Source organism: endosymbiont of Lamellibrachia barhami, from assembly GCF_011947365.2.
In the GTDB taxonomy this organism is placed as follows: domain Bacteria; phylum Pseudomonadota; class Gammaproteobacteria; order Chromatiales; family Chromatiaceae; genus QGON01.
The window spans coordinates 588,781-609,046 of sequence record NZ_JAAVSH020000001.1 but is presented as its reverse complement, the minus strand read 5'-3'; the positions used below and the strand labels follow the sequence as shown (position 1 = coordinate 609,046).

At 55.4% G+C, this 20,266-nt stretch carries 17 protein-coding genes; 7 read left to right on the top strand and 10 right to left on the bottom strand.

What is annotated here, in order from left to right; translation table 11 throughout:
* The first annotated feature begins 11 nt into the window (after positions 1 to 11).
* Genes G9Q73_RS02585 through G9Q73_RS02575 form a run of 3 tightly spaced genes read left to right on the top strand, consistent with a single transcriptional unit; the run spans position 12 to position 4,239 of the window.
* Complete coding sequence (locus G9Q73_RS02585; protein ID WP_369408815.1) at positions 12 to 1,448, top strand: complex I subunit 5 family protein; 1,437 nt, start codon at positions 12 to 14, stop codon at positions 1,446 to 1,448.
* A complete protein-coding gene (locus tag G9Q73_RS02580; protein WP_177418371.1) occupies positions 1,445 to 2,941 on the top strand; it encodes a complex I subunit 5 family protein in 1,497 nt (498 codons plus the stop codon). The genes G9Q73_RS02585 and G9Q73_RS02580 overlap by 4 nt, the downstream gene beginning before the upstream one ends.
* Positions 2,938 to 4,239, top strand: coding sequence for a proton-conducting transporter transmembrane domain-containing protein (locus G9Q73_RS02575; protein WP_177418369.1), 1,302 nt, complete (start codon positions 2,938 to 2,940; stop codon positions 4,237 to 4,239). Before G9Q73_RS02580 ends, G9Q73_RS02575 begins: the two co-directional genes overlap by 4 nt.
* 71 nt (positions 4,240 to 4,310) lie before the next feature.
* Here the strand turns inward: G9Q73_RS02575 and G9Q73_RS02570 are convergent, their stop codons facing one another.
* A complete protein-coding gene (locus G9Q73_RS02570; protein ID WP_177418367.1) occupies positions 4,311 to 4,853 on the bottom strand; it encodes a YSC84-related protein in 543 nt (180 codons plus the stop codon).
* A gap of 254 nt (positions 4,854 to 5,107) precedes the next feature.
* Between G9Q73_RS02570 and G9Q73_RS02565 the strand changes: the two genes are divergently transcribed.
* Positions 5,108 to 7,213: a hypothetical protein gene (locus tag G9Q73_RS02565; protein ID WP_177418366.1), complete on the top strand. Its 2,106-nt coding sequence runs from the start codon at positions 5,108 to 5,110 to the stop codon at positions 7,211 to 7,213.
* Positions 7,214 to 7,276: 63 nt separating this feature from the next.
* On the opposite strand, the gene G9Q73_RS02560 is transcribed toward G9Q73_RS02565, so the two are convergent.
* Positions 7,277 to 8,197, bottom strand: a complete 921-nt coding sequence (locus tag G9Q73_RS02560) for a hypothetical protein (protein ID WP_177418364.1) — start codon at positions 8,195 to 8,197, stop codon at positions 7,277 to 7,279.
* Positions 8,198 to 8,567: 370 nt separating this feature from the next.
* Between G9Q73_RS02560 and G9Q73_RS02555 the strand changes: the two genes are divergently transcribed.
* Positions 8,568 to 8,822 (top strand): CDGSH iron-sulfur domain-containing protein, encoded by a 255-nt coding sequence (locus G9Q73_RS02555; RefSeq protein WP_369408813.1) that lies wholly within the window; start codon positions 8,568 to 8,570, stop codon positions 8,820 to 8,822.
* A gap of 110 nt (positions 8,823 to 8,932) precedes the next feature.
* Here the strand turns inward: G9Q73_RS02555 and G9Q73_RS02550 are convergent, their stop codons facing one another.
* The 3 genes from G9Q73_RS02550 to G9Q73_RS02540 all read right to left on the bottom strand — a co-directional run bounded on the left by G9Q73_RS02550 (position 8,933) and on the right by G9Q73_RS02540 (position 10,596).
* Positions 8,933 to 9,634, bottom strand: coding sequence for a YcgJ family protein (locus G9Q73_RS02550; RefSeq protein ID WP_177418362.1), 702 nt, complete (start codon positions 9,632 to 9,634; stop codon positions 8,933 to 8,935).
* A gap of 133 nt (positions 9,635 to 9,767) precedes the next feature.
* Positions 9,768 to 10,403: an AsmA family protein gene (locus G9Q73_RS02545; protein ID WP_177418358.1), complete on the bottom strand. Its 636-nt coding sequence runs from the start codon at positions 10,401 to 10,403 to the stop codon at positions 9,768 to 9,770.
* Positions 10,342 to 10,596 (bottom strand): hypothetical protein, encoded by a 255-nt coding sequence (locus G9Q73_RS02540; protein WP_177418356.1) that lies wholly within the window; start codon positions 10,594 to 10,596, stop codon positions 10,342 to 10,344. Before G9Q73_RS02540 ends, G9Q73_RS02545 begins: the two co-directional genes overlap by 62 nt.
* Positions 10,597 to 10,698: 102 nt before the next feature.
* Between G9Q73_RS02540 and G9Q73_RS02535 the strand changes: the two genes are divergently transcribed.
* Positions 10,699 to 14,145, top strand: a complete 3,447-nt coding sequence (locus G9Q73_RS02535; RefSeq protein ID WP_177418355.1) for an AsmA family protein — start codon at positions 10,699 to 10,701, stop codon at positions 14,143 to 14,145.
* A gap of 87 nt (positions 14,146 to 14,232) precedes the next feature.
* Here the strand turns inward: G9Q73_RS02535 and G9Q73_RS02530 are convergent, their stop codons facing one another.
* From G9Q73_RS02530 to G9Q73_RS02515, 4 genes are all read right to left on the bottom strand, one after another.
* Positions 14,233 to 15,225: a ligand-gated ion channel gene (locus G9Q73_RS02530; RefSeq protein ID WP_369408811.1), complete on the bottom strand. Its 993-nt coding sequence runs from the start codon at positions 15,223 to 15,225 to the stop codon at positions 14,233 to 14,235.
* 92 nt (positions 15,226 to 15,317) lie between these two features.
* The gene (locus G9Q73_RS02525; RefSeq protein ID WP_177418353.1) at positions 15,318 to 16,124 is read right to left on the bottom strand and encodes a hypothetical protein; all 807 of its coding nucleotides are present in this window, start codon (positions 16,122 to 16,124) and stop codon (positions 15,318 to 15,320) included.
* Positions 16,125 to 16,319: 195 nt separating this feature from the next.
* Complete coding sequence (locus tag G9Q73_RS02520; RefSeq protein ID WP_177418352.1) at positions 16,320 to 17,039, bottom strand: hypothetical protein; 720 nt, start codon at positions 17,037 to 17,039, stop codon at positions 16,320 to 16,322.
* 174 nt (positions 17,040 to 17,213) lie between these two features.
* A complete protein-coding gene (locus G9Q73_RS02515) occupies positions 17,214 to 18,341 on the bottom strand; it encodes a GGDEF domain-containing protein (protein WP_177418351.1) in 1,128 nt (375 codons plus the stop codon).
* Between the two features lie 182 nt (positions 18,342 to 18,523).
* On the opposite strand from G9Q73_RS02515, the gene G9Q73_RS02510 reads away from it, so the two are divergent.
* Positions 18,524 to 18,910: a thioredoxin gene (locus G9Q73_RS02510; protein WP_177418350.1), complete on the top strand. Its 387-nt coding sequence runs from the start codon at positions 18,524 to 18,526 to the stop codon at positions 18,908 to 18,910.
* A 180-nt stretch (positions 18,911 to 19,090) separates the two neighbouring features.
* On the opposite strand, the gene G9Q73_RS02505 is transcribed toward G9Q73_RS02510, so the two are convergent.
* Entirely contained in the window at positions 19,091 to 20,128 is a 1,038-nt protein-coding gene (locus tag G9Q73_RS02505) for a thioredoxin family protein (RefSeq protein WP_177418349.1), read from the bottom strand.
* Between the last annotated feature and the right edge of the window lie 138 nt (positions 20,129 to 20,266).

Below are 20,266 nucleotides of genomic sequence, written 5' to 3'. Positions count from 1 at the left end.
TGGGAACATCGGTGGTAAACACGCCCTGGGGTGTGATGGCCATTTTACTGCCGCTGGTCGGGGCTTTGGTCTGTTTTTTATGGCCGCGGCGCAGTGTGCTGCTGGGTCTGGTTACCGCGATCGGTGTTGTCACTTGCGTGGCTGGACTGGGCTGGCAAGTAGTGGTGCTGGGTGCGCAACGCTACGCGGTCGGTGGCTGGGGCGCGCCATTAGGTATTGATCTGTACGCAGATGGTCTGAGTCTGCTGATGCTGATGGTAACGGCGGGGGTAGGGCTGGGCATCAGCGTCTATTCCACCGGCTATTTCGAACGCAAACCCTCCGCTCTCTTTTGGCCGCTGTGGTTGTTCCTGTGGGCCGCGTTGAATGCCCTGTTTCTCTCCGCAGATATCTTCAATCTCTACGTCACACTGGAATTGCTGGGATTGGCGGCGGTGGCGCTGGTGGCATTGGCCGGTGGTGCGGATGCCTTGACATCGGCCATGCGGTACCTGCTGGTCAGTCTGCTGGGATCGTTGTTCTACCTGTTGGGCGTTGCGTTGCTCTATCACAGTTTTGGCAGCGTCGACATCGCGATACTGGCGCAACGGATGGAACCGTCGCCCCCAGTGTGGGCAGCCGTGGGATTGATGAGTGCAGGCCTGTTGCTGAAGACTGCGCTGTTTCCGCTGCACTTCTGGTTGCCGCCAGCCCATGCCAGTGCTCCGGCGCCGGTGAGCGCGCTATTGTCGGCACTGGTCGTGAAGGCGTCATTTTATATTCTGCTGCGTCTGTGGCTGGAGGTCTTCCCGCTGGGCAGCGCGGCACTCGGACAACTGCTGGGTCTGCTCGGCGCGGCTGCTGTCCTCTGGGGCGGGATTCAGGCGCTGCGCCAGACACGGCTTAAACTACTGATTGCCTATTCCACCGTGGCGCAACTGGGCTATTTTTTTCTGGCTTTTCCGCTGGGAACCGCTACCGCCTGGAAGGGGACTCTTTATCTGCTGCTGTCCCACGCCCTGGCTAAGGCGGCCATGTTCATGGCGGCTGGTAACATCATGCGTTTCGGCGGGCATGACCGTATCGCAGACCTTGATCGGGTAGCGCATCGCCTGCCCCTGACTGTGACTGCGTTTGCGTTAGCGGGCATCAGCATCATAGGTCTGCCGCCCAGTGGCGGATTTATCGGCAAGTGGTTGTTGCTTGATGCCTCGCTGCGCGCCGGTCAATGGTGGTGGGTGGTCATCCTGATCCTGGGCGGGCTGCTGGCTGCCGCCTACGTCTTTAAAGTGATTGGCTATGCGTTTACCCAGGCCGGGGTGCTCCATGAAACGAGGACGGTGCCCATTATTATGGAGTGGGTCGCGCTGGCACTGGCGCTGGGGGCGATCCTGTTGGGTCTGTTCGCGCCCTGGCCGCTGGCGCTGATGGAGATCGGTTTGCCATTTGGTAGGGAGAGCGCCGGATGAACTGGGATGCCGGGTTGCCGCTGCTCATCCTCTCCAGTTCCCTGTTACCCGGGCTGGTGATTTTTTTTCTGCCCGAGGAGCGGGTTGCAACCCGTACCACCTTGAACCTGGGTGGCGCGTTACTCAAACTGGTGCTGGTTGGGGTGATGGTCTGGGGTGTTTTTCATGGACACCATTACGAGACCCGCCTGCCCCTATTGCCCGGGCTGGACCTGGTGTTACGCGCCGATGCAGAGGCGGTTCTGTTCGTCACACTTTCCTCCGTGCTCTGGCTGGTGACTACCATCTACGCCATTGGTTATCTGGAGGGCTCACCCCATCGCAGCCGCTTTTTCGGTTTCTTCAGCCTGTGTGTGACCGCAACGATCGGTGTGGCATTGGCCGGCAACTTGATAACCTTTCTGCTGTTTTATGAACTGCTGACCCTGGCCACTTACCCGCTGATCGTGCACCGGGGAACCGAGGTGGCGCGCCAGGCCGGGCGCACCTATCTTACCTATACCATCGCAGGTGGTGCCTTGTTGCTGGTGGGCACAGTGTGGATTTATAGCTTGGCAGGTTCGCTGGAATTTACCCACCGTGGATTCGTCGCGGAGCTGGTCGACACGCATCGGGCAGCACTCATTGTCATCTTTGTATTGCTGATAGCCGGACTGGGTGTCAAGGCAGCACTGGTACCCTTGCACGGTTGGCTGCCGCAGGCGATGGTGGCGCCGGCCCCGGTGAGCGCATTGTTGCATGCAGTGGCGGTGGTGAAAGCGGGCGCCTTTGGCATCGTGCGGGTGGTCGACGATGTTTTTGGCGTTGAGGTCGCGGCAAATCTCGGTGTTACGGGGCCGCTTGCCGCAGTGGCAGCTGTGACCATCATCTACGGCTCTCTACGGGCACTATTCCAGGATGATCTGAAACGCCGGCTGGCATTCTCCACGATCAGCCAGGTCTCCTATATCATCCTTGGCATTGCGATCGTCGGCCCGGCCGCGACCATCGGCGGCCTGGTCCATCTGGTGCACCAGGGCGTGATGAAGATCACCCTGTTTTTCTGTGCCGGCAACCTCGCCGAGACTTTAGGGATTCACAAAATCAGTGAAATGAACGGCGTTGGGAGGCGCATGCCCTGGACTATGGCAGCGTTCACTATCGGCGCCCTCGGTATGATCGGTGTTCCGCCATTGGCTGGATTTATCAGCAAGTGGTACCTGGGACTGGGAGCGCTGGCCGCCGGACAGGGCTGGGTGGTTTTCGTCCTGGCTGGCAGCAGCCTGCTCAACGCGGGATATTTCCTGCCTATTCTGTACGCCGCTTGGTTCAAGGCGCCTCCTGATGCCTGGCCCGCCGAGCGCACCTGGGGGCGGCGTGAAACGTTCTGGCTGCTACTGGCGCCCCCGGTAGTGACCGCCCTGCTGACATTGGCTGCGGGATTGCTGGCATCGGCACCATTCAGTCCGCTGCAATGGGCGCGTTTTATCACGGCACAGGAATACATGCCGTGAATACCACCCTGAGTCTATTTTTGTTGCTGTCGGTACCGGGGGTACCACTGTTGCTGGCGCTTCCAGCCCTGCACTCACGCCTGTCCTGGCCCTGTCATCTGGCCATCTTGCCAGCCGTTATTCTGTTGCTCACCCCTGCGGTCTTTTCTATTGAGGTGCCCTGGCTGCTGTTTGGCACCGGGCTGGGTGTTGGTGGGGCATCCCGATTATTGTTAGCGATGTCAGTGGTACTTTGGGCGGCCGTAGCGACCCTGTTGCGGCTACCCACCAGTCGATCAGCGGACAATCGCCTCGCCACATTTTTTCTGCTGACCATGGCGGGAAATCTGGGGACGATTATTGCGACCGGGTTGGTCGGTTTTTTTGCCTTTTCGACGCTGATGGGTTACGGATTTTATGGTCTGTTGGTGACGACAGGAAACGCAGGGGCGCGGCGGGCTGGACGCGCCTATCTTGGTCTCCTGATCCTGGCTGATCTGGCGTTATTTGAGGTTCTGTTGATCACGGCGGCAACGACCGGGGATTTGGGTTTTGAAGCAGTGCACCATGCAATGGCACAGTCATCTTCCCTGGGTCTGTATCTGTCGATGGTTGTCTTCGCCTTTGCGGCCAAGGCAGGTGTCTGGCCGTTGCATTTTTGGTTACCGCTGGCGTTTCGTTCTGCCCGGCCGACGGTGGCCCTGCTGCTGGGCGGTGTTCCGGTTGCCATGGCTCTGTTCGGAATGGTGCGGTGGTTGCCCCTTGGCGAAATCACCTCACCTAAGCTGGGCTTAATCATCCAGAGTATAGGCGTGGCCGCCATGCTCTATGCCATTCTAACCGGGCTGATCCGGGCGCAGTTGAAGCTGTTACCCGCCTATGCCGCAATCATAACCACAGGATTGTTTGTCACCGCCCTGGGGGCTGGGCTGGCCGATCCTGCAGCATGGGCAGAGTACAAGAGCTTGGCACATTTTTACATTGTCTCTCTGGGATTTGGATTAGCGGTTCTGGCCGCCACCATCGGGTGGCTGCAGGCGAGGCGCGAGTATCCTGCCACGCCTGCGATGCAGACGGACGACTCAATCCCGTGGTTTGAACGCTGGCCTGGGACTGTCGTGCGCTGGGGGGCGAAAATAGGGTTGGATATCTTGCCGGGATTGCGTTCTTCATGGCTGGCTAAAGTGGGCTGTCTCCGGCAGATCTGTGCCAGGCAAAGAACTTTGGATAATATCGAACGTTCTTTGCAACGCTGGACCTTTGCAAGCACCCTGCTTTTGTTGCTGGCAATGGTGTCTGTGTTTCTCGCTGCTTGCTGAATACTGCCAGTTTCCTGCGAATCCATCCCATCCCTATGCCTGGTTGAGGATTTCAGCGTCCGCCGCGCCATCTATTTGGGTTTGAAATTAAATTTCTGCCCACCAATGGCGGCTTCATACATCAGGCCGCCTTTGGCCATGGTGAACGTAGCCATGCCACCCACATAGCTTGCTATCTGTTTGGTCTCGCCTGCTCCCGCCGCATTTCCTGCGGTACTGGTTTGTGCATTGGCTCCCGCAGTAAGCGCGACCGCAGAGGCCTGGGCGCTGAACTCAAAACTACCGCCGGTAAATTCATCGTAGGCCCGTTTATCCTGTAGAAAAATGATCTGGCTGAATGCCTGCCCACCCAGCTGAAAACCGATGCTGATCTGAGTCATGCTGGAATTGCCGGTATAGGTTCCTTTACGAAATACCTTCCCCTTTCCATGCGCGGCTCCAATGCCGATTCCCCCTTTACCGATGGTGGGAAAAACCGCATAACCATAGGCGTTCTTGAAGAAAGAGTGGGTATCCGGGGCTTTTTTGAACTTCCCGATCGTTGACTGGATTTCATCGGCAACCAAGGGCGCCGAAAAAAATAGTATCAATAGGGTGAAAACCAACTTTTTCATACGAGCTCTCCTTTCGTCTCAAGCGGGTATTTTAGCAGGCCCTTGGGATTTTGACCCGTTTCGATCAAGGGTGGTTCCCTAAGTATATTTAAGCGCTATTCTAAGGGAGGCAGGTTTGGTTTTTGCACCAACAATCAGGGGAGGGATGCAACTTGCCAAGCGAACATGGAACTGATCGGGCGAGAGACGGGTTGTGGGCCTGGGCCTGGTTGCCATTAATCTTGTTGCTATCCTGCCATGTTCAGCTGGCTGACATGGTGAAATTGTCGGCACCCTGGCTGATCCTGCCTTTGGCTCTGTGGCTGGGCCAGCGGTACGGCAGGATGGGGTTGGCTGTAGTGGCGCTCGGCGGTCTTGGACTGCCATTATACTTCTCATACGATTTCTTCATCCTGCCGGCACACCCGGATATCTATCTTGCAGCCCTGTATCTCGCCTGGTTAACGGGCAGACCAGAACCGCTGCTGCGTTTGACCAGCAGTACCCTCCCGGCTTGGGCGTTGCCCCTGATCCTGGGATTGCTGGCTCTCAGCCTGGGGCTGTGGGGTGAGCGATACAGTGGCGGCATCAAGCTGCAGGCGGTGTTGCACTTTCGGGCATTACTCTATCTGTTTGTGTTCTCGCTGGGGCTCTCCCGCGTCTCCCTGGGTGTGGCTCTGGGATCGCTGATCGGGGTTACCCTGTTTGGCGTACTGCTGGAGGGGCTTCAGCTACCGCGCGACGCCGCAGTATGGCTGGGTGCCATCCGGGCCGATCTGCCCTTGCTGGGATTGACCGAGCTGAAGTATTTGAAGCTGGCCTTCATCCTGGATACGCCGGCAGAGCTCCTGGCTGCCACCGGCTACCTGCTATTGGGGCGAACTCTTCGTGGGGCACAGCCTGCAACGAAAAAACAGACCCTGTATCCGGGTCTCGCCGCCGTGCTGCTGGGGCTGCTGCTGCTGGGTCTGGGGCGCGAGTTGAATCTCTGGCTGGTAAATGCTGTGGTCGACCCCGATTACCGCAGGTTCTGGAAGTTGCCAACCTACTGGCGCTGGTTTGGAGCGGCGGAGGCCATACCGCTGGCGGCGCTTATTGCCGGTCGGTATCTGGGTTACCCTGGGCTGGTGGCACTGCTGGCTGGCGTTGTGGTTATGTGGGGCTTGGAAGGCGGCTTGCGGGCTGGTTTCGAGCTGCCACAATTCAGACCTTATATCTCGCTGAGCACTCCTCTGTATGTGTTCGGCTTTGGTAGCGTGGGGATACAGATCCGAGCGCTACTCGAACATCGCACCGTCCCCTGGTGGTCGAACGCCTGGGCCTTTTATCTGTTATTGGTGTTGATCGTCCTGCTCCAGTTGTGGCCGCTTGAGGCGCCGCTCGATCTCCTTTGGCTGTGCGCACTTTTTGTAACTATCACAGGTGTTAGCCTGCTGGTGACCCGGCTTTGGCAGTGGCTGGCGCCACTAAGTAAAAGGCATACCGGCTGGCTGGCGCTGATCAGCCTTTGTCTGTTGCTCTATTCCGTGCTGGCAAACTACCAGGCAGTCCGGGAGGCTCTGCAAGTCTTGGGAGAGCAGTTGAGCCTGGTTTGGTTGCTGGCGCTGGGCCAGCCGGTGGATCTTGAGGTGGATAACCGTATGCTGCTTGCCAGTCTGGCCCTGCTTGGACTGGGTGTGGTCATCTTTGCTGTTCGTGCCGCACTGGCTGCCGCTGGCGATCTCTGGGGAGACCTGGTGGAGCTGCGGGATCGCCTCACCGGATCACATGACGAAAAAGAAAGCGTGTCAACAAATGGCGGCGGTGACGGGGAGCAGCTGGAAATCACGGCTTTTGATCTACTCAACCGGTGGCTCGGACGCCTCGGATGGGCCTGTGTTGCCGTTGCACTGCTACTGCCCGCAGCTATCGGTGGGCAGACAGCCTGGCAGTCATATAACAAGCAACAGGCACGGGCGGCAGAACGTTCGGCGAGGAATGCTCAAATACCGGAACCCAGGCGGCAATCCGGGGAAGAGATCGACTCCCAGCTGCTGGCTGCGGTGGAGGAATTCACCGCCTCATGGCCCACAACCCAGGCCCATTCCGGATTCAGGCGCACAAGTTATGATATCGACTGGTACCAGCACCCGGACTACCCAAGCGAACGTCTTCGTATTCACCTGGTCGTTCAATCATCGACTACCCGCAGGGCCGGGGCGAGTCTGGGTGAGCGCCGGCAGCGTGCGCTGAAGGTGTATGTCTCCAGGCTGGAGCAGGGTCGTTTCGGTCTTTGGGTAGAGACGCGGTCAGAGGAAAACCGGCAACGTAAAAAGGCCATCGCCGCTCAGATCGAGGCGTCTATTATCGCTCGCGCAGGACAGCTGCCCTCTGGAGAGTAGCAGGGATCTCACCTTTTTCGTCTGCAGCGGGTATTACAAGCCTTTGGGTTTGGGCCGTCTCGGTTAAGAGAGGTTTAGCTCGGCGGCATGTACCAGGCGGATGGAATAGGCGCGGCGGGCTTCCAGCAGCTTATCATCAAATTCCTGGATGTTGGACTCTATCAGTGCGACCAGCTCTCCCTGGCTGAGGATATCCCGTGCATTTGCAGCAAGTTCCACATTGAGGGCCTCGATTCGCTTTTGCGCCCTTTTCTCTGCCAGATTGATTATCTGGGCCTGCCCGAAAACCTTTGGGGCAGGGGGTTCAGTGGCCAGTATTGATCCTTCAGCGTCTATCTGCTTCTCTATGGCGTTGGCGTGCTGTTCCAGTTCTTCGATGCGTTGATAGATATCCTTGCGGATCTGGAACAGGTTGCCGACACCCTCTTCTGCCCACTGCTGGATCTCTGCAAAATACTCTGTCTTCACCATCTGCACGGCAGTAATGGAGTCGGGCATTGACTGAATATGCTCGTAGACGGTTTTCCAGCTGCTCTTTCTGACTTTATACAACTGGCTCATGTAACGCAGCAGTTGGCCGAGTGCCTCACTGTAGTCGTAGTTGGGACACTCTTTACTGATTGCCTCTATGACATCGGCGTAGTCAGCTGCAGTAATGAGGAACGCATTGCCTGGGTTCTGTGAAAACCCCGCTCCATAGATGCGGATCAGCCGCTGCAGAAAATTACTGTACTCCCCAGGAATCAGTTGAGTGTTGCGGGAGCGAATGATGCAAGAGAGTTCCAGCAGCATCTCCTGGATCTGGCTGATATTGGATTCTGGGGTCTGGTTCAGGAGTTCAGACTCGAAAAAGTCGAGATAGTCCTCCAGGATCTGTTGCGATTTACCTGGTGCGAGGAAAGACTTCTGGCCGCAATAGACCTGCTGCAGATCCTTTCTATGCTGCAGAATCTGGTTCGGTGTCCTCAGTTTTAGGTTATGCATGTTCATGATTCAGTAATATAGCATAAACTAATATACGATGTCGGAACCATATCGCATTTTTTACATCAAAACCGCGCTTTTCGAGATCAGAACGCCTTCCCATGATGTTTTACCACTAAGCAATGTTAAGGTATTTACAATGGTTATAGCTGGTAACTGATTGATTTTTAATTATTTTTAGCGTTGTTATTGAATTGATCATTTTGATCAAAAGCCTGTTGCCCTGTGAACCAACCTACTAAATTACCGTGTATTTATCAAAGGAAATATTGACGGGGCGCCTAATCCCTATACGAGGTATACGTTTTCTGCCTTGAGCGTTGTTACAATGACGCCATACGTGACGAATCAATTCTCGGGAGTGAAGCGTGTGGAAAAAGGAAAAGTTGCAGCAAGAGCGCCGGTTTCTGTGGAGTTGCAGGCGGGTAAAGAGTACTGGTGGTGTGCGTGCGGGCGCTCTAAAAATCAGCCGTTTTGCGATGGTTCGCATCAGGGAACGGAGTTCTCACCGCTGGGGTTCCGTGCGGAGAAATCAGGGGAGGCCTGGCTCTGCATGTGTAAGCAGACGGCCAATCCGCCCTATTGCGATGGCAGCCATGAGAATATTGCCGAAGAGACGGATTAATCCTCTCTGGTTTGACTCCCCATAGCTTGCAGGAGTGGTACCCCGCCGCTCCGATATTATCTCCTGCTTGCCACAGAGGGGATAACTTCAGGTTTCTGCATAGAAGCTGACTACGGCTGTAGTGAGAAGGTCATGGCGCCGGTGTCATATTTGAGCATTAGATGCAGCTTGCCTCCTCTGAGCAGGTGACCCTGAACCGTTGAGATGTCTTTCAGAAACTGCTGATCAAGTGACGCCTCGCCGCAGAAGGCTCGGGTGGTATAGGCAATATCGAGGGTGAGGTATCCCTCCTCCATCTGATGTTTTCCGCCGCCGCGATTGCAGTCGACTTGGGCATTGAGTTTGCCGTCGGGTTGCAACTGCAGGGTGTAGTGACTTGGGTCATCAGGCACGGACTCGGTATCGTTGTTGTAGTGAGAGCCTTGCCACTGCCAGGTGATGCCGGTAATCGACTCATCCTGCAGCAGGAGTGCGCCGAACAGGGCCTGGGTCAATGCCCTGTCTCTCTTCCCGTCCGCTATGCAGTGGCGCTTGCGGGTGAAGCAGGTGATGTTCTCCGCTGGCTTGAATTGCAGGTTTCCCGACTTGTCCACCACAGAGCTACGGATCTGTTCCATCAGTCCGGCAGCCGCCGGTTGGCCCATATAGATCTCGGTCAAGCCCAGGCTGGGGCCCTCTTTGTCATAACAGGCCTGGGTCGTGGTGTTACAGACAACGCCCCGGTCGGGGGAGGTCAGACCAGAGGTTAGTGCATAGACTGCACCGGTGGCCAGTGCTGTGCCCAGCAGTGTGAAAGCGGATTGCTTGAACATGACAGGGATCCTTTTGTCTCAGTGGGTCTTCAGTTGCTGACGGGCCTGATCGCTCAGGGAGATCAGATCCCCGGCATTGACCTGGTCGCAAACTTTTTGTGGCTCTCTCATCGAATGTCTCCTTGATAGCAATTTAGAACATCCTGCCAAGCACCAGTCGTATTATCCCCAGGCCGTCGCCAAAACGATAACCTAACCCAATGCGGGGCAGTTCGAAAATGCCGTTGTCGGTGTTCGTGGAGAGATCGACGGTAAAGCCGACTTCCCATAACAGATCCACCTTTTGAGATTGTCCCAATGGATCGAAGAATTCCAGGTCGCCGAAATAGATTTGGTTCATGGCATAGGCATTGAATCTGGCTTTCCAGCCGAAGTGGCTCAAGTTGCTTGGAAGTAAAATGTCGAGACCGGTTTCAAGGGAATAATAGTCATCCGAAATATCGCTTTCATGCAATTGATACCCTGCATAGCGGAAGCGGTTGCCGAGCAGGAGATCGAAACTGCGCCAGTCAAAATAGTAGCGGCTTTCTATGCCGATGGAGTAGATCCAGGCGAAGTCGCTGCCACTGCTGGCCTTGCCGACTCCCAAGTCGACAAGCGGAGTGAGAATCCACTGTTTTGAAACCGGCAGATGGAAGTGGAGGCCGGGTACGAAACTCAGGGTCCCCAGTTGCTCCCGCAGATCAGGGATCTCGAAGTCTCCGAAATCAAAGTTGAATAGACCGATAGTGAGCGGCGTGGTGATCTCCAGTCCCCAGTCCCCAGTCATCGTCCTCTATGGAGCGCAGGTTGTAGGAGAGTGGAATGTTGAAGACAGTGACGGTACGGTTTTGGGTGGCGTAGATGCCCGAACCGATAAAGGGGGCGAAGGCGTAGTTTGGCAACTCCTCTTGCTGTAATGTCGGTACGGTCGCCTGCAATGGGGAGCAGATTAACAGCAGCAAAATGAACCAATGTTTCACGGAGGCCGTCTATCCCTTACCGGCAATATTTAACGGCTATTATTAGCGTATGCGACTTATCACACAATGTGAATATTTGCTCACGCGACGTTGGTCTGAATCATGGTTGAGATGAAAACAGCCTGGCGTTGGTCCGTCACAGTGGCGCTTATCCTTCTGCTGCTGGTTATGGGTTTGATGATGTCGGCCTCCTATTGGCTGAATGCCCAACGTGATGCCCTTGCGGTCATGCTCAGTGAAACCTTGGGCCGTGAGGTCAGCCTGAATGGCGAACTCGCACTGGGTCTCTCCCTCTACCCTACCCTGGTGGTTGAAGACATTGCTGTTGCCAATCCTGCCTGGGCGACCAGGGCCAATCTACTGGAACTGAAGAGACTCGAACTGCAATTGGCGTTGTTGCCGTTGCTGGATGGTGAGCTGGAGGTCAAGCGGCTGCTGCTGCAGGGTGGCGATTTGATGCTGGAGTCCTCTGGGGAACAGGGTGAAAACTGGGTATTTGCCACAGGCCAGGAGGATGGCGATCTGGTCGGTTCCAGTGAAATGCGGTTGCTGTTGATAGACAAACTGCTATTGAAGGATGTGCGGCTGGGTTATCAAAATGCTGGAGCCGCGCCGATGATACTGCAGGTAAAGCGCGCCGAGGCAAGCCTTTCTGCCACAGGAGAATTGCAGGTGACCGCCGGGCTCAATTTCCACTCGGTGGATCTGCAGGGGCATTTCGTCGGCATGATCACTGCGGCAGGCATGCGCGATTACCGCCTCGATATCAAGGCGGGGCAGAGTGAACTTCATGCTGAGGCGAAAGGGGAGCGGATCACCTGGACCCTGACCAAGAGCCCGGGTGATGAACTATCGAAGTTGGTCGGCGTCGGCCTGCCTGAAGGCGTTTCTGCCGACTTGCAGGGCGCAATCAGTCTGGTTGAGCGGGGGGTGCTGCTCCACGACCTGAAGGGTTGGCTGCGCAATCTCTATGGTCTTGATGAGTTTGCTATTGCCGATGGCAGTGTGAAGGTTACTGATGGCCGGGTCGAGGTGGATCTGAAGGGTCTGCTCGAACAGCGTGAAACTACACTGCAGTTCTCTCTGGGAGACGGCAAGCACGCTTTTGCCGAAGCGGCTGAATGGCCGTTGCAGGCCGGTGCGCAGATGGAAAGTGATCGGCTCACGGTGAAGGGGGCGATAGTGCCGGGGGACAAGACGGTCATCAATCTGGCTCTCGGACTTGAAGGCAAGGAGTTGTCGTATCTGCCGCTGCTCATGGGGAAATTGCCGAAGACGGGAGTTTTCCGGATCAAAAGCCAGATGTCTGCGGACGGGACACAGGTGGCGTTTACCGGAATCGATGCCAAGGTCGGTGGCAGCGATATCACCGGTGCGTTGATCCTGCATCTGGATCAGTCAGTTATGCGCCTTCAGGGTGAGTTGCAGGCGGTTCGGCTCGATCTAACGCCACTCATAAAGCCTGAACCGAAGCCGCAAAAAATGCCATCTGGCGCAGCAGGGGAGTCCCGGAAAAGTCTGCTTGAGACGCCGTTGGAGGTGGCTTGGCCAGAGTCGCTGGCGTTGGACCTGAAACTTTCGGCTAAACAGATCGACGGGCTGGATCTGCCGCTTCAAAATGTCAAAGGGCGTCTGCAGGTTGATGCTCAAACACTCGGGGTAGATGGTCTGCAGCTGCATCTTGACGGGGTGCCTCTGCGGGGTGGTCTGCAGATGAAAAATGGCGAGGCGCTGACCTTTGATCTGACCGGCAGCGCGATCAAACTTGAAAACATCGCCTCCCGACTAGGGCTGAAGGGCAAGCTGCGCGGAGACCTGAAACAGATCCAGATGCTCTTTTCCGGGAAGGGTCGAACCCTGGGTGAATTGATGGCGCAAGGGGAACTCCGGCTTGAGATGGCGACGGGACATATCGCTATTGGAGCGGCCCAGGATTCGCCGCTGCTTGACCTTGTAATCCGTCATTTGCAACTCACATCCCTGCATGGAAAAAACATGACATTGAACGCCCAAGGCGAGTTGCGGGGTGAGCGCTTCAATCTACAGGCGACAGGCCCTGAATTGACTGCGTTGGTGCAGGGGAGACCTTCTCTGCCAGTCTCTACAAAGATCACCTTGGGAAAAACAGAAGGTGCGCTGTCACTACATCTGGATGGGACCACCGGTAAGGTCAAAGGGCCTCAGTCCTTTTCGATCCGATGCCCTTCGTTGCAAACACTGTCGAAGCTGACGGGAGTGGCGCTGCCGGAAACCCCGGCCTATCGGCTGGAGGGTGAAGCAATGGCCTCGAAGGAGCGGGTGGTGTTTTCCAAGCTCCGGGCGGAGATGGGGAAAAGTCGGATAACCGGTTCTCTGCGGATCGAGCTGCAGGGAGAGAGGCCAAATGTCCAGGGAGAGCTGAAAGCGGAGACCATAGACCTCGCAGAGCTGCGACAACTTCAGCAGGAAGAGGCGCAGCCACAGAAAGGCTCGGGGGAGTCCGACTGGCTGTTTTCGGAACGTCCGCTGCCCCTCTCCTGGCTAACGCTCTTCGACATGAATCTGCAGCTGAAACTACCAAAATTGGTCCTCGGCACCGCTCCAGTCGGCAGCATGCACGCATCTGTGAGTCTCAGTGCAGGCGAGCTGCGCATCGACCCCGTGGTTATCAAACTGGCTACCGGGGGCAGCTTGCGGGCCACGGCAAGCGCAAATGCAGCCACAATGCCACCGCAACTGGCGTTGCAACTGAAGGTCAAAGAGTTCGACTATGGTGTGCTACTGGAAAGGGTGAAGGTTACGTCGGATGTGGAGGGGAGTGCTGACTTCTCGATCGATATCTCCGGTTCGGGAGAGAGCTGGCGTGAAGTGGCGGCAGGACTGGATGGCCACTTGGTCTTGATTGGCGGCAAGGGCCGCATCAAAAACCAGGGTTTGCCCTTTAAACTGAAAGACTTCGTGGGAAAATTGTTACCTCAAATGGGGCTCAAAGAAGAGCCGGTGGTCGACCTCAACTGCCTTGTCGACCGCCTCGATTTCGATAAAGGGATTGGGCATTCCAACGGCATGTTGATCGATACCACGAAACTGACCATTGCCGGTGGCGGGGAGATCGATCTGCGTAAAGAGACCCTTGATATGATTCTTAACCCCAGACCGAAGGAGTTGACCCTGGTTTCACTGGCCAACCCGGTGAAACTGGAGGGCAGGCTGCACGCTCCGGTCATCATGCCGACAAAGCTGGGTATGCTGAAAACCATTGCCGGGGTGACCGCGGGCATCGCCAATCCGGCTTATCTGCTGCTTGCGTTCGGTGATGTTGGTGTAGGTGATGAGAGCCCCTGTCTGGCGGCTATTCAACAGGTAGAAACTGCGGCCAAAGAGAAGCAGGGAATGGGTGGTTTGGCCGGAGAGGTCGAGGCCGACCTGACAAGCCAGCTGGATCGTTTCGGGCGGACCCTCAAAAAGGTATTCAGTCCATTGGAACAGATTCTGGGTCAGGAACAGAAGAGTGAGACAGAGGGGGAGGAGAAAACCCCAGCAATCTCACCGCTGTTGGAGTTTGAGTGAAGGGTGCTGATGAAGACCCCGCACTGCGATCGGTTTTGCCACAGGACAGATGGATCAATTCAATCAACGTCTGCAGGAGAGCGCTAATCACCAGAAAAAGTGTATCCACAAGACGAGAGCACCCATCAGATAGGCCAGTGGATAACTGGTGATTGCGTAGATATCAAGCTTTCGTGCAAGCTCGTGTCTACCGTGATTTTCAAGACGCCGCAGCCAGACATTACCCAATACCACCAAGGCGGTAATGATAAAGGTGCCCACCAGAAAGGCATCCATCAGGGTGATGTAGCCAAGCCGGGGCAGATCACTGGAGATGGTGAAGTTGAAAGCGATAAAGAGCAGCAGATTGCCACCGGCCAGATCGATACGCTTGGTGTAGTCCTGCAGAAAGAAGGTGAACCAGGAGACGGTAATGATCAGTAGTGCCGGAATCAAAATTCGTATCAGATAGTAATTGAGGTGGCGCACGGCGTGGAATTCCAGCACAAAACGGGAGGCATCCTCTTTGTTGAACGCATTGTGTGTTGTCAGGCGAGTATCCACATCGGTAACGATCCACTCCTCTTCACCCAACTGATCCCCCAGTCCACTGAACCCCTCCATCTGTCTAAATTTAAACAGACGCTCCGGAAAGATCGAATCCACATGGATAAAAAAGAGTTGGTTATCGAACGGAAACAGCCGGAAATCGAACATCGGGGCCTGGAAGGTTGAGGTAAACCGGGCCAGGTACAAAACGGTGCCATCTTCCCCCAGGGAGATGAGCCGATTTTGGAAATCCATGCGCCCCTGTTGATTCTGATAAATGGAGGCTGGCCAGCGGATCTGCTTCTCCTCCAGCAGCTTGAGAAAGGTGGCCAGGGTATAGGTTCGATGCCTTGGCATGCCGGGCTCGCGTTCGAAGGCCAGAAGGGGCTGATGCCAATCGATGCGCAGGCTGCCAACGACGCTAAAATTTTCCGCTTTTTGATCGATGTTGGTGATCTGGTCGATCTTCAGGCCGATATACACGTCACTGGACTCAGCCGCGAAGTTGCTCCAGCTGATTGCAGATAACAGACAAAATATGAGTATCTTCACCACGCAGGTAACGTGTCAATGCGTGTCATTGGGATCGAACTCCATAGGGTACAGGCCACGCTTCCGGGCTAGTTGTTTTAGCGCTTTCAAGATTAAAAATAGATCGAAGCGTAGGCAAGCAGTCCAAGATTGTTGGTGTCCAGGCTAAGGAGCCCGTCGCCCTCTTCGAGCTCTAATTCAGAATTTATGGAGTTGAGACCCACGCCAAAGCCGATTTTGTCGAATGCCCGGTACTCAAGCGCAGTCATGAAATCGGAGAAGTTGCCTTTGAAATTATCGATTTTGATGTAAAACACCTCTATCTTATTCATCCACATCAGCTTGGGGGTGATGTTGTAGTTGAGCTTGAAGCCAACCACAGGCAAGGGTGCAGTGGCGGAGTTTGAGTCATCGTGGATGGGTATGTCGTTGAGTGTGCCTTTCAATTTTACATTGAACGAGGTGACATGCAGGCCGGCGGAAAGGCCAAGCTCAACCTTTTCATCATGATGAAACGACCAGACATAGGCGATTTTGTAGGTGTCTGTGTTCAGGCTGCTATCGAGATTGGCACTAACCGGATATATATTTTCCCCCCAATGGATCTCCGTATCGAGCACTGTGTTGCCGTCGCGGGTTACGCGGTAGTAGGAGAAGTCGATGGAGGATTGCTCTGTGAAGCGGTAGTACCCGTCCAGACGGAAGACATTCGTCGTGTCGTTCATCGACAGATCCCGTGTGGTATTGATCGAGATTCCTGCCAAAGCAGGACTGACAAAACTGAGAGTCGCCTCGGTATTGGTAACAAAAAAGCCGCCCAGGCGCAGATTGAAGCGGTCATTTTCCAGCACATCAGCGAAGAGGTTCGACGATGCCAGAAGCAAGACCAGAGAAGCTGCCCCAATAATCCTTTTTTTCATATCTCTATTTCCAGGCTCGAATATCAGGATGGATGCCATATTCAACGGCGCAGCAAATCAGGTTACAACTGAATAGAGGTAAAATACAATGGTTTAGCATTCGATCACTTTTCAATTAGGATAATGAAAATTATCGTAATGCAAGACTTGCACTGTCATGCTTGATGTTCCATTCCCGGGGTTGCTGAAGTTTGCCTATCGGGTCGATGCAGCTGTCTCCTCTACAGCAAAACGCTGCCAGTACTGATAGCGCGAGACGCGGCCGGAAGCCAGCACAAAATCCTCCGGGATGGTGAAGGAGAAACGCAGCAGCTCGATCCAGCCTTCTGTCCCGGTCACGCGTGCCTGCAATTGGGCGGTGTAGCGACCGGCGGCAAGTTCATCGGCGAAGTCCAGCGGCACAAAGTCGATATCTTCCAGCAGTGCCGGTTGGCCCGGTTCGAGCATGATCGGTGTCAGCCGTTCCCGCTGTTTCTGGATCTGGGGTTCGATCGAGGCCCAGCGTTCCCACTCGAAATGCTGTGCGATCCAGACCGCCTCCCAAGTGATGGACTGCCCCTCGCCCTGGGACAACAGCTTCAGTCCCTCGATGCCGGCCACCCGGTCGCCTGTGTTTCTGAGGGAGAGCGGAAGCCTCATCTCCGTCTCGAACCAGATGTCTCTCCTCGGGTGCTGCCAGCTTTGAGTCAGTGAGTTCCAGCGTAGCAGCAGATTAGCGTCCGGCACCGTCGCCACCAGCCGGTATTCGGGAGTGAACAGGAGGGCTTTGGCCTGGTTGACCAGGTTTTGCGTGGCGGTGGTGAATTGGCTCAAACCGATCAGCAGCGAGCCAAGCACCATCAGGGCGGCCAACAGCGGTCGGCTTTTGATTTCGTTAAAAAAACGCTCGACCAGGTTTTTTAGGGGCAAGTTCACAGGTTGCGTTTACTCAGTGGTGGGTACCTCTTACTAAGTAAGTTTAGACCCTGTTGCGTGGAGAGAAGCGGACCCTGCGCTTCGTGTAACAAGAGGTCTGCATCCTTGTGCCTTGGTGGTTTGAAATCTATCTCCAGGGTCGGGACGACAAAATCCAAATTAATCTGATGATCCCTAACTGACCTCATCAACCGGCAGTTGTTGGGGGATATCTTCGCGGCAGTGCTCCACCCGGTTTCTGCCGTTGTGTTTGGCTCGATAAACGGCTTCATCTGCAGTGGCAAGCAGATGTTCTCCGACCTGTTCCAACGAGGCCTTGCCCAGCGTTGGCAGGGCCTCACTGATGCCGATGGAAACGGTAAGCGGTATCTGCTCACCGCTATCAAGGGTAATGGGATGGTTTGAGATCTCCAGGCGAATGCGTTCAGCCAGCAGTTTGGCCTCTTCGAGGGAGGTTTGTGGCAGCAGCAGGGTGAACTCTTCACCGCCGTAGCGGGTGGCCACATCGCTGGCGCGCAGTTGGGAGCGAATACGGCTGGCCAACTCCCGTAATACGGTGTCGCCCGCCTGGTGGCCGTGGGTGTCGTTGACCTGTTTGAAGTGATCCGCATCGATAAAAAGGCAGCTCATGGGCTGGCGATAGCGGTTGGCCCTGGCCAGTTCCTCCTTGAGCCGCCGGTCGAGATAGCGGCGGTTGTGCATCCCGGTCAGTGCATCGGTGAGTCCGCTGATGATCAACCGCTCCCGGTTTACCGCATTTTCCAGGCAGACACCGCCGATCGCTGCCAGCCGGTGGAGAAAATCACTGCCATGGTGGCGTGTGAACCTTTTGCTGTCGGTACTGCCGAGGTTTAGGCTGCCGATCAGTCGGGTGCGACAGAATATCGGTAATATCGCAATACTGCGCAACTCGCTTCTCGAAGAGAAGAGCGAATCATGGTCGGGACTGAGGAAGGGACCCAGCCGGGGTAGTCGCAGCGTTGCATACTCTCTGTTGACCGAGTCGATTTGATCGACAAAGCGAACCAGAGGAAAAGCATCTTCCGGGATGCCGGTATTATAGAGCAGGCGGCGGATGTCGTGCTCCTGATCTTCGATAATCAACTGGATCGCCTTTACCTGAAAGGAGTCCTGCAGGCCGTCGGTCATGCTGTTCAGCAGTTCCGGCAGGGAGCTGGCCGAGAGCAACTCCAACTCTCTTTGGTGAAAACGTTTGAAGGTGTTTTCGTTATGCAGGGCCTCGCGTCCCAGTTCCAGCAGTCGCTGGCGCAACATTCGGTTTTCCTGTTCCAGGCTCCTCATGGTGGCGTATCTGTTTTTCTCCCCAGGTGATTAAAAGTCTATCGGCAGTTCCCGAAAAAACTTGAATAGGAATATTGTTCCCTTTATGATTGGGCAAGTGGATCTGACAGGGAGGTTGGATAGTGAACTTATTCAGAAAAACAGTTTTTTGCGTCCTCTTGGGGCTCACTCTTGCAGGTTCAGTGGGACAGCCTGGCGCTGCATCCAGTGGTGGTGTGACGGTCTATCGATGTCAACTGCCGGAGGGGGATGTGACGTTTCAGCAGATCCCTTGTGTTTCGGGTGAGCAGCAACAGATCCGCATCGTGAATCGGAGTGCAGGTCTGAGTCCCGCCAAACCGGCCCTCAGACTGCAAAGAACAAAACAGAAAAAGGTGTCCAAACGCCGCTCAAAAGCCACGAAAACCCGCCGCAAGCGCAGTGAAGAGAAACGTTGCTGGGCAAAGCGGAAGAAGCTGGAAAAGGTCGAAAAGCGCCTGCGTACCGGTTATAAGGCGAGTCAAAGTGACAAGTTGCATCGTCAGCAGGCTGACTATGAGGATTATCTGAAGCAGTTTTGTCGCACGTAAAACCCAGGGTGTGGCCCTTACAGGCACCGGTGTCTAAATAGTGCCCGTCCGGAAACAAGTGAATAATTGTAGCCTGGATGAAGCGTAGCGGAATCCAGGAAGATAAGTGGCTGAATCATACTCTGTTCCCGGATTACGCAAGCTCCATCCGGGCTACGGGAACTGATTTCCGGATGGACACTAATTGCTCAGGTTTTCAATACGCCAATTCTGGTAACTGGGTTGGCTGAGATAACCCCGGCTGGTGATGTAGTTGATGACATTGCGCAGACGATAGAAGCGAACCACGGAATCGACCCGCATGATCTCTTTCCCCTCTTCATCGAAGAAGATCAGTGAGGGGGTGTAGAAAAGCCCCAGCTCCTGCGCCCAGGCCTTTGCGGTTGTCCGTCGTCCATTCGGAGTGATGACCGGGGATTCGGCATAGATGTCCAGCTGAACGTTGTCGAATTTACGGAACAGTTTGTTGATGGCGGGATCCCGCAGGGGTTGGCCGTGCAGGACGTCGCAGGCGTGACACTCTCCCTGTTCAAAAAATACCACCAGTGGACGTTCGCCTCTGAATCGGCTGCGGTCGAGGTTGTGGGGCGGCGGGATGAAATAATCCTCTTCGTTCAGATCCCCTGGTTCGAAAACCTGCCCTTCGTCACCTCTTGCAAGATAGTCGGGGAAAGACTCCTGGCGGTAGTGGCCATCCGCCACATACTCCAGGGCGGCGCGGAATTTGTAGGGGGGGTAGTAGCCTCGCAGACGCAATGCTTCATGGCCCTCCCGATCGTAGAAGATGAGGGAGGGGGTGAAGTTGGTGTTCTCCCTGATCGCATATTCCCGTTCAGTGAGTGTCTCGCCTTTGAGGTCAGTGAGCTCGTCAATGCCCCAGATATCGATGGGTATGATGTCGAAGTGGCTGCGGGTATAGGCGGTGATGTCAGAGAGGCCAAAGTTAACCTGTATCAGCATCTTGCAGTAGGCGCAACGCCGTTGTCCGAAATAGACGATGATGCCCTGTTTGTCCTGCTCGATGGCCTCCTGCAGATCCTCCTGCAGATCGAGAAAGCTGTGTTTGAACCAGCTTGGGTGATCCATCGGCTCCTCAAGAGGAAAGTCGTCGAATTCGAAGGCATCGTCCTCCTGCCCGCCCGCCCAGAGGAGCGTGGATTGCAGGCAGAGCAACGGGATGACGATGCTGCTCAGCAATCGCTGGATGAGAATTTTCATAAATGTTGGCCCTTCGCGGGTTATGACGACGATGGAGCCCGGAGTCTGCAACGGGTATTTGTTATTCGCGAGGGGACTGGATCCCCAAGGTTGTTATCGTTGACTGAATTATATGGCATTGGCGGAAAAGTACAGCGC

What these genes read in the sequence shown, in the direction of transcription:
- G9Q73_RS02535 (WP_177418355.1), top strand. Translation starts at nt 10,699, where the DNA reads ATGGTTGAGATGAAAACAGCCTGGCGTTGGTCCGTCACAGTGGCGCTT.
- G9Q73_RS02550 (WP_177418362.1), bottom strand. Translation starts at nt 9,634, where the DNA reads ATGTTCAAGCAATCCGCTTTCACACTGCTGGGCACAGCACTGGCCACC.
- G9Q73_RS02505 (WP_177418349.1), bottom strand. Translation starts at nt 20,128, where the DNA reads ATGAAAATTCTCATCCAGCGATTGCTGAGCAGCATCGTCATCCCGTTG.
- G9Q73_RS02525 (WP_177418353.1), bottom strand. Translation starts at nt 16,124, where the DNA reads ATGAAAAAAAGGATTATTGGGGCAGCTTCTCTGGTCTTGCTTCTGGCA.
- G9Q73_RS02545 (WP_177418358.1), bottom strand. Translation starts at nt 10,403, where the DNA reads ATGACTGGGGACTGGGGACTGGAGATCACCACGCCGCTCACTATCGGT.
- G9Q73_RS02565 (WP_177418366.1), top strand. Translation starts at nt 5,108, where the DNA reads ATGGTGAAATTGTCGGCACCCTGGCTGATCCTGCCTTTGGCTCTGTGG.
- G9Q73_RS02515 (WP_177418351.1), bottom strand. Translation starts at nt 18,341, where the DNA reads ATGAGGAGCCTGGAACAGGAAAACCGAATGTTGCGCCAGCGACTGCTG.
- G9Q73_RS02580 (WP_177418371.1), top strand. Translation starts at nt 1,445, where the DNA reads ATGAACTGGGATGCCGGGTTGCCGCTGCTCATCCTCTCCAGTTCCCTG.
- G9Q73_RS02560 (WP_177418364.1), bottom strand. Translation starts at nt 8,197, where the DNA reads ATGCATAACCTAAAACTGAGGACACCGAACCAGATTCTGCAGCATAGA.
- G9Q73_RS02570 (WP_177418367.1), bottom strand. Translation starts at nt 4,853, where the DNA reads ATGAAAAAGTTGGTTTTCACCCTATTGATACTATTTTTTTCGGCGCCC.